Genomic DNA, 11,585 nt, shown 5'->3' with positions numbered 1-11,585 from the left:
ATGCCGAAAGGCAAAAAAGCAGCCCACTATCAGAGTCCCGCACAGCCCCTGACCGCCCGGCTCAGCCGGCACTTTCTCCTGCGCTGGGGCGCGGCCCTTTTGGGCCTTCTCGTCTTCCTGGGTGCCGTCTGGTATGTGAACCGCCCCGGGCCGGACGACGTGCCCACCAGCGCCAGCCTGCGGGTATTCGTCCCCGCGCGGGTCATCGCGGTTTTGGAGGATAACGCCTCCCCGGACACCTGGACGGAGGGCCGCCGGATCGGCAGACAGACACTGGAACTGGAGCTCCTGGAGGGGGAGTACAAAGGAGCGCGCCTCACCGCCGACAACTTTATCAACGCCTACTTTAACGTGGACGTAAAGGCGGGCGGCCGGGTTATCGTGCGTCTGGACGTGGATGAAAACGACGCCCCCTACGTTCTCTCCATCGTCAACTACGACCGCGGCCTGATTCTGGGCGGCTTCGTCCTCTTCTTTGCGCTTCTCCTTGTCGCAATCGGAGGGAAAAAGGGACTTAAAGCCTTGCTGGGCCTTGCCTTTACGCTGGTCTGTATCTGGTCTCTGCTCATCCCCTTGGTCTTGAGGGGCTTCCCCCCTATTCCGGCAACGGTCCTAATCGTCATCCTTACCACCGCGGTATCCCTGCTGCTGCTCACGGGCCTCTCCCGCAAGACCCTGTGCGCCACGCTGGGCTGCGTGGGCGGCGTCGCGGCGGCGGGCCTTCTGGCCGCACTCGTGGGGGTGCTCACCCCCATCAACGGCTTTAATATGAGTGAGGCGGAGGAACTCATTCTCCGTGCCGGGGACGGGGGCCTGACCATCAGCGGTCTGCTTGTCTGCGGCATCCTCATCTCCTCCCTGGGCGCGGTGATGGACGTGGCCATGTCCATCGCCTCCGCCTCCCATGAGCTCCACACGCTCAACCCCGAGCTCTCTGCCGGGCAGCTCTTTCGCTCCGGCATGAATATTGGCCGGGACGCTATGGGTACCATGGCCAACACCCTCATTCTGGCCTTCGCGGGCTCTTCCATGAACATGCTTCTCCTGTTCCAGATCTATGACTATCCTACCCTTCAGATTATCAACAGCGACATGATGGCAATTGAGATCATCCAAGGCGTGGCCGGCTCCACCGGCATTATCCTGACCGTACCGCTGGTCGCTTTCCTCAGCGCCTACTTTATGTCAATGCCGGTCAAGAAGCGCAAAACAGTGAACGCAAAAGGTTAGAGAAGACTTATATTGGGAGTGATAACGAATGCGAAGTATCTTGAGACGCGGGCAGTCCTGGGTCCTGGTTCTGGCAATGATCATTGTCATGGCGCCGGCGGCACGCGCGGCAAAGCTGCCCAGCGCAAAGAATGATGCCGTTCGGCACGAGGTCTGCGAGTCTCTGAGCACACAGGCCGAGGCCTACTATACCGGTCAATACACCTGGGACACCCTGTCCGCCCTGGAGGGCGACTCCTCCGGAAAGTCTCTGGAGGGCACCAAATCGGAACTTTACAAGACGCTGCAGCAGCTGATGGACGATACGATGACCTATTCTATCACATATAATGGCTCCAACGGTCTGCAGGTGTACTGGCCCTATACCGATACGCAGCGCGGATATGATAACTGCACACTTTTTTACAGCGACGTGGACAGCAAAGATTTTAACCGGGAGCACGTGTGGCCCAAGAGCCGGGGCTCCTTTTACCAGAGTGGGGCCGGGGCGGACCTGCACCATCTGCGCCCCACCAATACCAACGTCAACTCTACACGCGGCAATATGACTATGGGCAATGTTGTCGGTGTCATCAGTAATCCCAAAACCTACGATTATGGCGGTCAAACCGTCCTGTGGTACAGTCCGTCCGATGACCTGGTTGAAATCAGGGACGAGGTCAAGGGCGATGTGGCCCGTATTTTTCTCTATGTATACGTGCGCTGGGGAGAGCCCAATCTGTTTGAAAATGTGGACTCAAAGAATCTGCCGCCTCCGTACGGCGGCAGTGACAGCGGCGGCAACAATGGACTGAAGGTCATGGAGAGCCTCGACACGCTCCTGCAGTGGTGCGAGGAGGACCCGGTGGACCAGTGGGAGATGGCGCGCAACGACCTCACCCAGCAGGTCCAGGGCAACCGAAACGTATTCATCGATTACCCGGAGCTGGCCTGGCTGATGTTCGACCGGGAGGTCCCCGCGGATATGCCCACCCCCTCAGGCGAGGGCGGCGGCTCTGAGACGCCAAGCTTTACCATCACTCCGGCGTCCAGCAACGAAGCCTGGGGCACAGTGACCCTGAGCGGCTCCCGCATCACCGCCGCCCCGTCTGAGGGCTATTACGCCAGCGGTGCTGAGGTGAGTCCTGCAGGCGCGGCCACCGTCACGCAGAGCGGCAATACCTTCACCGTCAAGAATGTGACGGAAAACTGTACCGTCACCGTACAGTTTTCCCAGAAGACGGCGGCCGCCGTCAGCTACGCAGTCCCCGAGGGCGTCAGTGTGACGGACGGACCCACCGCAGGCTATCTGGGCGACGAGATTACCCTTCCCGCCGTCAGCGGAGCACCCACGGACGACAGCCAGAGCTACGCCTTCGCCGGCTGGGTGGATGCCGCCGTCGCCGCGACCACCGATGCCAGCGGCCTGGAGATATACGCTCCGGGCGGCTCCTACCTCTTGGACGAGATACAGACCAAGCTCTACGCGCTGTACACCTACCGGGTGGAAGACGAAACCGGAGACCCCAATACCTTTAAACTGGTCACCGCCAACCAAGCGGACTGGAGCGGCGACTACGTTATGACCGGCGGGAATGAATACGTTCACCTGGCCACCGGAGCAGGCGTCGGCGGGGCGAACGCCGCAGTCGCCCTGTCGGGTACCGGCATCACCAAGACGGATGACACGCTTACCAATGTAAGCGGCAATTATGTCATCTCCATCTCCCGTCTTCCCAGCGGCAACTATGCCATGCGCCTGAAAGGCGCGCCCTCGGACACCTACCTGTCGTACCCCGGCAGCGGCAATACGCTCAGCAGCACAGACAGCTCCGACGGAACGGACGCACAGTGGACGCTCTCCTTTAACGCCGGGGACAGCACCCTGTCTATCGCCAACGTGGGAACAGGCGGAAGATATCTGCGGTTTAACCCCAGCGCCGAAATGTTCCGCTGTTATACTTCCGGCCAGGAGAATGTACGGTTCTACGCCGCCGCCGGCGCCTCCACCACCTATTACCTGACGCTGAGCGGGGGCGACGATCCTCTGCCTCCCGATCCTCCCGCTCCTGCTGCCAGCTCCGCGTCCTTTGCCATTGCGCCTGCGGGCTTTGCCGCCGGTATATCCGGCGCCGAGGACGATGCATTCATGCGCCAGGGCGTAACCCTGACCGGCCCTGATGGCACGGACACCGTAGCCGTCACCGGCACCCTGGCCTATAAAAAGGGCTTTACCGGCTTTGGCAGCCAAAGCGCGGGTAACTTCCTGGGCCTGCGGGTCACTCTGCCTGAAAACACATATGACAGCGCCGTGCTCACCTTCAGCGGCAAGGCCGTCACCCCGCCCGACGGCGGTCTGTACCGTGATATCATCGTGCGCGTCGATCCCGCCAGCCCCAGCTTCACCGTCGCAGTGGATCTGGACGGCGAGGGTAAGGACTACGCCCCCACGACCTACACCTTCGACCTCACACGCCTCAACCTGGCGGAGAAGCCCGATGACGGCGGCGGCAGCGGCGGCGGAAATGGGGGCGGGAGCAGCGGCGGCGGAAGCTCCTCCAGTTCCGTCGTGCGGCCGGACGCCATTAAGGAGAGCGGCACATTTGTTGAGGTAACGCTTCCCTCCGCGGGCGCCAAGCTGAATGACGCGGCCAATGAAAAGGTTATTTCCCTCAACAAGACCAAGCCCATAAAGCTCTCCGGCGGCGGCCTCACCGTCACGATTCCCGCCGGTACGCTCGTCAAGGGCGCCGACGTAAACGCCCTGCTCGTGAATCCCGGCGACAAGGGCAACGCCATTCAGGTCACCCTGGCCGATGGAACGAAAGCCATCCTGCCTCTGGCCGTGGTGGGCGGCGGCAGCGCGGTTTACCGCGCCACCATAGCGGGAACATACCAAATCGTCGACAACAGCAAACGCTTTACCGACATAACCGAAGACCATTGGGCAAAGGAGGCCGTCGGCTTCGCCGCCTCCCATGAGCTCCTAAAGGGGACCGGCGACGGCTCCTTCCAGCCCACGCTGCCCATGACCCGGGCCATGATCGTCACGGTCCTGGCCCGCATTGACGGGGGTGAGGCCAGCGCGGACAGCACCTTCGCCGACGTGTCCTCCAGCGCCTGGTACTCCAAGGATGTCGCCTGGGCCGCCGAAAACAAGATCGTGGAGGGCGACGGTAACTACTTCAATCCCGACGCCCTCATCACCCGCGAGCAGCTCTGTGCCATCCTGGTCCGCTATGCCGAGTACGCCGGTCTGACCCTGCCCGATATGGCGGGCTCCGAGGGTCTCAGTGACGCTGACAGCGTCAGCCCCTGGGCTGTTGACGCAGTCTCCGCGGCCCTGAAGGCGGGCCTCCTCTCCGGCAGCATGATCGCGCCCCGGGAGCAGGTCAGCCGCGCTGAGTTCGCTGTCTTCCTCCAGCGCTTTGTCGAAGCCGTGCTCAAGTAGTTCCGCTCTCAGCCCGCGGACAAAGTCCTGAAGGACTTTGTCCGCGGGCTGAAGCACGAATTAACCGTGGGATATCTCTTGAAAGTAGTTTCCTGCGCGCGAAGGGGCGCCCTGACGGTATTGCCATCCTTTGCTTCCCGGAGGATAGCAGCACCTTGCTGAGTATCCGGTTGCCTCAATCGCAATTCGCTTTGCCGGATTTTCGTCCGTGGAGGCCGCCTGCGGCAGCGGGAAACGGAATGCGAACATCTTTTTGATAGGGTAAAGCAAAGAGGAAGGCACCCCTACAAGGTGTCTTCCTCTTTGCTTCCCGCCGCCCTAGGCGGCCTCAGGAACTCTGTGGGACATCTGCGCGCCCTACTCCCGGGGCCCCGCGGTCTGGTGCATGGCGATGGGTTTGACATTGAAGTTGGAGCGGTACTCGGTCTCGTGCCAGAAGATGTCCTCTGCCACCAGGCACTCGGGGTTGAGCTCCACGCCGTCCAGAATGATCTCCTTGAACTTCTTGTACCCCGCCCGGTCGATGAGGTGCCCGCCGTGGAGGTACTCAGGCTTATAGTCCATGACCCAGGCGGAGAACTTCTGCCAATTTTTCAGCACGCCCAGCACCACCTCCTCGGTGGCCCAGTTGAGGAACATCTTGCCCGTGCGGGGGGTCTGACGGCCGGTGCGGCCGCCCAGGATGACCCGGTAGAACTTGGTCTCCCGGCGGGTCCAGGCGCTGGCGGGGCAGGCCCGGACGCACTCGCCGCAGCCCACGCAGCAGCAGGGGTCCTTGTCGATTTTATACGTGTCCTTATTGAGGGAGAGCACCCGTGTGGCGCCCTTCTCGCAGGCGCGGACGCAGGCTCCGCAGCCCAGGCAGCGCTCTGGGTGGTACACCATCTTGGCCACGCCGATGATGCCGAAATCGCACAGGTGGGCCTTGTTGCAGTCGTTGGGACAGCCGGCGATGTTGATTTTGATGTGGTAGTGGCTGGGGAAGATAATGGGCTCAATCTTCCGCGCCAGCTCAAAGGTGTTGCAGTTGCCGCAGATGCAGTGGTAGTTGCCGATGCAGGCGGTGATGTTCCGCGCGCCGATGGTGGGGTAGCCGCTCTGGGGGTCCCAGTCCCGGGGCTCGTGGGCCACGGTATCCATGTCCACGCCGCACAGCGCGGCGTCCACCTCCTTGATGTAGTCCTCCAGGTAGGCGTTCACCGCCGGGATGTCCTCGTACTTGATGCCGGTGATGTCGAAGGTCTGGCGGGTGCCGAAGTGGAAGTTGCCGTCCCCCCAGGTCTTTGCGATGTGCTCAATGGAAGCGAGGTACTTGGCGTCCACCATGCCGCCGGGCACCCGCATCTGGAGCATGAACTCGCCGGGCACCTTGGACTGGCGGTAGCAATTCAGACGGACCTTTTTGATGTCGATATCCTGATTCATGTCCCGACCCTCCTCAATCCACCAGGTCCCGGGCGACGGTGTAGGGGAACACCGGGCCGTCCAGGCACACATACGTCTCGTCTATGCGGCAGTGGCCGCACTTGCCCACCGCGCAGGACATCTTGCGCTCAAAACTCATCCAGATTTTCTCCGCCTCGGCGCCGCATTTCAAAAGCTCCAGGCCGGTGAACTTCATCATGGGCGGCGGCCCCACGACAACGACGGCGTAACTGCCGCCAAAGGAATTAAAGGGAATCTCCTTCACGAACTCGGTGACGAAGCCGGTGCGCCAGCCCTCCTTCGTGTCGGCGTCCAGGGCGTAGGTCACGTGGAAGCAGTCCTTCCACGCCTCCAGCTCGGAATGGAAGACGATGCCGCCCTCGTTCTTGAAGCCGCAGATCAGGCGCACATCCTCCACATACCCGGGATTCCCGGCGAACATCCGCAGCAGGGAGCGCACAGGGGCCAGGCCGGTGCCGCCGGTGATGACCACCATATGCTTGCCCCGGAACTGCTCGACGGGCCAGCCCTTGCCGTAAGGCCCGCGGAGGAAGAGGGTGTCCCCCCGCTCCTTGGTGAAAATCACGTCGGTCACCTTGCCCACGGAGCGGATGGTGAACTCCAGCCACCCCTCCCCCTGGGCGGACACGGAGATGGGTGCCTCGCCGATCTTGGGGATGGAGAGCTGCATAAACTGGCCGTGCTGCGGCCTGGCGCCGCTCTCCACCCGGAACGTCCACTCATGCTCGCTCTCGTGCTTCACCGAGAGGATGGAGCATGGCTGGGGCTGGACAGGATTATGTAAATTCGTCGTCATGCCGCTCACCTGCCTTCCTGCGCCTGGGAGGCGAGGATGTCCTCCACGGCGCCGCTCATCTTGTTGACCGTGGCCGCGATGGAGATGTGCTCGGGGCACCGGTGGATACACCGGCCGCAGCCCACGCACATATGCCGGTCTCCGAAACGGGCCTTGTAGTCGTGGAATTTATGGAGCACCTTGTAGCGCATCCGGTCGCCGGCGGTGGGACGCAGCTCCCCCTGGAGCGCCATCTGGTCGAAGCCCGCAATCTGGCAGGAGTCGGTGACCCGGCGGCGCTCGCCCACCTCGGGATTGTCCCCGTAGATAACGTCCCGGGTGGTGAAACAGGTGCAGGTGGAACAGGCCACGGTGCAGCTCCCGCAGGAGGTGCACCGTGCGTTGAACTCCTTCCACATGGGGTGGCTCTTCAGGGCCAGCCGCACGGCCTTGTCAGAGAGGTCCGGGGGCGTCACCTCCAGCGCGTTCTTCTCCACGAAGCGGTGGGTATACTCCGCCCTGGGCATCCCCTCAAAGTAGGGGGCGAACGTCTCGTCCTCCACGGTGCACGCCAGGCCGTTCTCGGAGAAGCGCAGCGCAAGGGCGTACCCTTCGGCCCGGTTGGAGCCCATGGAACAGCAGAAGCAGGTGTCGTCCCCGTCGTTGCAGTCCATGACGGCAAACTTCACCGCGTCGCGCATGCGCTGGTAGTAGTAGTCGTCATACCCGCCGTTTCCGGCGTATATTTTGGCCTGAATCTCCTGGGCGTTGATGTCGCAGGGCCGGGCCAGAATGAGGATGGGCTTGTTCGGCCCCTTGCTGGCCCGGTACTCGTCCTCCGTGAAGTAGAAGACGGCCTGCTGGATGGGCGAGAGGACCTCCTTGGCCGGGTAGTCGGACTTGACCTGCCAGACGATGTCCTCAAGCCGCTCCACCTCGGCGTAGCGGACGACGTCGGTGTCCGAATACCTCCCCTGCTTGGGAAAGCGCTTGGGCGCGTAGACGCGGTAGTCCTTCCTGATGGCGTCCAGGACCTGTTGGGCCTGGACCGCGGTGAGTGAGTAGCCCATCCTGCAAACCTCCTGCGATTCAATTTGTGGCTTTGTGATAAATATAGCACACTCTATGTATTAGTAAAACTTAGCATTCCTTATTGTGTGATAAGGTATTATGATGGTTCCTCCCGCAGCGCGCTGAACAGCTCGCGGAACTGCGCTTCAAAGACGCTGTTCTTCCGCCAGAGGAAGGTAAACTCGTGGGCCACGTCAAAATCGGCCAGGGGCACGAGGCGCAGCGTGCTTGCCTCCAGCTCCCGTTCCACCGCCCTGCGGTAGAGAAACGTGACGCCGCAGCCCGCCTTTACCAGCTCTTTGATCACATGCAGGTCGCTGATTTCAACGATATGGCGGAAGTCGGAGAGCTGGAAATTGCGCTCCTCCATCACCCGCAGCAGCACCTCCCGCGAGCCGGACCCGGGGGAGCGGAGAATGAGGTTTTCCTCCAGCATATCCTCCAGCCGCATAGGGCGGCACGGCAGGGGACAGCTTCCGGCGCAGACGCAGACATAGGGCTCCATGGACCACAGGAGGTAGTCATACTCCGCCTTACGGAAGTAGCCCTCCACGATGGCAAAGTCCAGGGACCCGTCGCTGAGCTTGGAGAGCAGCGTCTCGGTGTTGTCCACCAGAAGATGGACGTCCACCTCCGGGTGGCGCTTCATGTAGGCGGCCAGAGGCCGGGGCAGGGCGTACTCTCCGATGGTGAGGGTGGCCCCGAAGCGGATAGACTGCCGCCCAGCCCGCATATCCGCCAGGTCCCGGCGCAGCTTGCGCTCGTCGTGGAGCATGGTCACGGCCGCCCGGCGCAGGGCCTCCCCCTCTGGGGTGAGGGTGAGGCGCTTGTCCCGGTAGTCCAGAAGCCTCGCGCCATAGTGGGCCTGGAGGTACTGGATGTGCTGTGTCACCGCGGGCTGGGTGATGTTCAGCTCCTCCGCCGCCCGGGTATAGTTCAGGTGCCTGCACACCGCCAAAAAAGTCTCCATCCGAAAATCCAGCATGCCAGATTCCTCCCTGCCGTTCTTATTCCTACCACATTATAAGCTCTATTGATACCCGGGACAAGGAGCAGCCGCAGATGAGCAGCCCGACGCGGCGGCAGCGCTTACGTTGACTCTGAACGGCAGCGATTCCTTCTGGGGTCATAATTTCGCAATCCGGCGGCGGTAAGCAAATGAAGCTCCCCGGGCACCAGGAAAAGGCCTCCCGCTGGGGTTGGAGCGAGACATATAATATCGGGGAGCGCACCCTTCATATTGCAGCGTAAATACCGCCGGGCCCATATGTTTCCCACCGCTGTATATTGCGGCTCCGGGACGAGCATCATCTACAGGGCAGAAATATCATAAAGTCGCTCATGAAAGGCCGCAATGCAGTATTGCGTATCAAAACAGATGCCGGCTGGGAAAAGCCAGCCGGCATCTGTTTTACGGGGCGTTCGCGCCCCCAGCGCTTACCCTTTTTTCAGTGGATATTTTGCCCCGTTAGGGGCCAAGGCAGGATTTTGAAGCCGTGAAAAGCGGCCGACACATCGGCGGCACGATAAGATTGTGCAGCCGTTTTCATTCGGTTTGACTACCCTATCAGTCCGTACCTGGCCTTGATGCGGTCCAGCTTCTCCAGCATGGCGGGACCCGCCACCCAGAGAAAGAAGACCGTGGAGGCCGCATGGATGAGGTCCATGGGCACGCCCACCATACAGTAGGTGACGATGGTCCCAAGGGTGATGTTGGCCTGGTCCTGGAAAGCGCTGTAGGTGTTCATAATAACGCCGTAAATGAAGAACACGGAGATGCCGCCGTAGGTACAAAGGGCCGCCCGGCTCCGGCGGAGCACCCCCCTTGCGAAAGAGCACTCCGGCTAGAAAGCCGATGACGCCCATGGCGAACATCTGGAAGGGGGTCCACGGCCCCTGGCTAAGAAAGATGTTGGAGCAGAGCATACTGACAGCCCCCACCAGGAAGCCCGACTCCCCGCCGAAGGCCACGGCGGTGATGACGACCATGGCCGTCACCGGCTTGAACTGGGGCAGGAAGAAGAAGGCCGCCCGGCCCGCCCGGCGATGGCGCAGAGGGTGGCGAGGATCACCAGCTCCCGGGCCTGGGGCCTCCGCTTCTCAAAGAGGAGAAAAAAGGCAGCATGGTCTCCACCACGATAAGCAGGGAGATGAAATAGTACTTCCGGTTTCCAAAATAGAAATGACCCGCATAGAGGGTCAGTGGGATGAGCAGGAGAATCATCGCCGCCGCGATGGTCCGTCCGCTGAGATGACGGTGCGCCCGGTCCACCTGGATGCCCTCTTTGGCGAAAACGGCGGGCGGGGTGATAAGCCAGCTGCCCAGCATGGCGCAGGCAATCATGGACATCATGCTGACGACCAGCTTCCACTGCCACAGGAAGTGCTTCAGTCCGGACTCCAGAAGCCACGCCGGGAGGGCGCGCCCCGGACGACCCATATCATCAGCAGCAGCGCCGCGCAGAGCAGGCCCTTCCGCCATCCTGGCAGCGGCGCCTCCTCCCGCTTCTTCCTGGCCTCCTCCGTCTTCTCCCGATAGAGGAGAGCGGGCTCCACATCTACCTGCGGCACCTCTCCCCCGCAGGCCAGGATGACGTCCTCCGCCGTCACCGCGCCGGGCAGCAGGCTGCGGGCCATGCGGTTTGCCACTGTGGTGTAGAAGCTGTTGCCAGAGAAGAACTCCCGTGGCGGCCCCTGGGTGACCACGCCGCCGTCGAAGAACATGGCGCAGCGGTCGGCGTACCTGGCGCAGAACTCCACGTCGTGGCTCACCATGAGGATGGTGCAGCCCGCGGCCTGGAGGCGCTTCAGGATGTAGGCCAGCTTCTCCTTGAAGTGGCCGTCCAGCCCCTTGGTGGGCTCGTCCAGCAGGAGGATGCGGGGCCTTGGCCAGCGCCGCCCGCTGCTGCTCGCCGCCGGAGAGGTCGTGGGGGTGCTGGCCCAGGAGGGGGCCCAGCTCGCAGAGCTCCGCCGCCTCGGCCACTTTTTTCTCCCGCTCTTTTTTCAGCAGATTCTTGTCAGACAGCATCTCATAGAGGTCCAGCTCCACCGTCTTCTTCACAAAGAGGGCCTGGGGATTCTGGGGCAGAACCCCCAGCAGTCCGCCGAACTTCTCGCTGTCAGGGATAACCCCCAGCTTCTTTCCCTCCAGGCGCACCTCCCCCCGGTAGGGGGCGTTCACCCCGGAGAGCAGGGAGAGGGTGGTGGACTTGCCCGTGCCGTTGCCGCCCACCACGGCAAAAAAGGCCCCGGCGTGAATGGAGAGGCTCAGGCCCCTTCACCACGTCGGGCGCGTCCTTGCCGTAGCGGAACCACACCTCCTCCAGCTCCACGGCGGGAGGGCGCGTCCGGCGTGGTGACCGGCCGGTCCGGCACCGGGGCCAGGGGGTGGCCTGCTCTCATCAGCCTCGTCAAAGGAAGCGGTCATGTTTCGGCAGATACACTCCAGCCCAAGTAACGACCTGGTACTTTACCCTCGCTCTCACCTCCTTCCAACGGGTTGCAGAAGCTCCCGTGAACAGCCCCAGTAAAAACGGACAATGACAAAATGCCCCCTGATGTAGGATAATAGAACTACATCAGGGGGTATTGTTATGAGCAAACGAAGCTATACAAAAATAGGAGCGATGGAGG

General features: G+C 62.0%; 9 protein-coding genes and 2 pseudogenes. 2 read left to right on the top strand and 9 right to left on the bottom strand.

What is annotated here, in order from left to right:
- A complete protein-coding gene (locus tag H8S62_RS17215; protein WP_155145767.1) occupies nt 1-1,230 on the top strand; it encodes a YibE/F family protein in 1,230 nt (409 codons plus the stop codon).
- Between the two features lie 28 nt (nt 1,231-1,258).
- Entirely contained in the window at nt 1,259-4,660 is a 3,402-nt protein-coding gene (locus H8S62_RS17210; RefSeq protein WP_186920381.1) for an S-layer homology domain-containing protein, read from the top strand.
- A gap of 357 nt (nt 4,661-5,017) precedes the next feature.
- Here the strand turns inward: H8S62_RS17210 and asrC are convergent, their stop codons facing one another.
- From asrC to H8S62_RS18590, 9 genes and pseudogenes are all read right to left on the bottom strand, one after another.
- The gene (gene asrC / locus H8S62_RS17205) at nt 5,018-6,085 is read right to left on the bottom strand and encodes a sulfite reductase subunit C (protein ID WP_155145771.1); all 1,068 of its coding nucleotides are present in this window, start codon (nt 6,083-6,085) and stop codon (nt 5,018-5,020) included.
- A 13-nt stretch (nt 6,086-6,098) separates the two neighbouring features.
- A complete protein-coding gene (gene asrB / locus H8S62_RS17200; RefSeq protein ID WP_155145773.1) occupies nt 6,099-6,902 on the bottom strand; it encodes an anaerobic sulfite reductase subunit AsrB in 804 nt (267 codons plus the stop codon).
- Nucleotides 6,903-6,907: 5 nt separating this feature from the next.
- Nucleotides 6,908-7,951 (bottom strand): anaerobic sulfite reductase subunit AsrA, encoded by a 1,044-nt coding sequence (gene asrA, locus H8S62_RS17195; RefSeq protein ID WP_155145775.1) that lies wholly within the window; start codon nt 7,949-7,951, stop codon nt 6,908-6,910.
- A gap of 98 nt (nt 7,952-8,049) precedes the next feature.
- Nucleotides 8,050-8,937, bottom strand: a complete 888-nt coding sequence (locus H8S62_RS17190) for a LysR family transcriptional regulator (protein WP_155145777.1) — start codon at nt 8,935-8,937, stop codon at nt 8,050-8,052.
- A gap of 574 nt (nt 8,938-9,511) precedes the next feature.
- Entirely contained in the window at nt 9,512-9,772 is a 261-nt protein-coding gene (locus tag H8S62_RS18600) for a hypothetical protein (RefSeq protein WP_341481076.1), read from the bottom strand.
- Nucleotides 9,773-9,833: 61 nt separating this feature from the next.
- Nucleotides 9,834-9,941, bottom strand: a pseudogene (locus tag H8S62_RS18750) (ECF transporter S component); the annotation flags it as partial.
- Between the two features lie 79 nt (nt 9,942-10,020).
- Nucleotides 10,021-10,305, bottom strand: coding sequence for a hypothetical protein (locus H8S62_RS18235; RefSeq protein WP_243255825.1), 285 nt, complete (start codon nt 10,303-10,305; stop codon nt 10,021-10,023).
- A gap of 35 nt (nt 10,306-10,340) precedes the next feature.
- Nucleotides 10,341-10,727, bottom strand: coding sequence for a hypothetical protein (locus H8S62_RS18595; RefSeq protein ID WP_341481079.1), 387 nt, complete (start codon nt 10,725-10,727; stop codon nt 10,341-10,343).
- Nucleotides 10,728-10,893: 166 nt separating this feature from the next.
- Nucleotides 10,894-11,184 (bottom strand): annotated as a pseudogene (locus H8S62_RS18590) (ATP-binding cassette domain-containing protein); the annotation flags it as partial.
- Nucleotides 11,185-11,585: the final 401 nt, after the last annotated feature.

It is taken from the genome of Lawsonibacter faecis (assembly GCF_014287675.1).
GTDB lineage: Bacteria > Bacillota > Clostridia > Oscillospirales > Oscillospiraceae > Pseudoflavonifractor > Pseudoflavonifractor faecis.
Note: the sequence above shows the minus strand (reverse complement) of the source record. Positions and strands in the feature narration are given on the sequence as shown.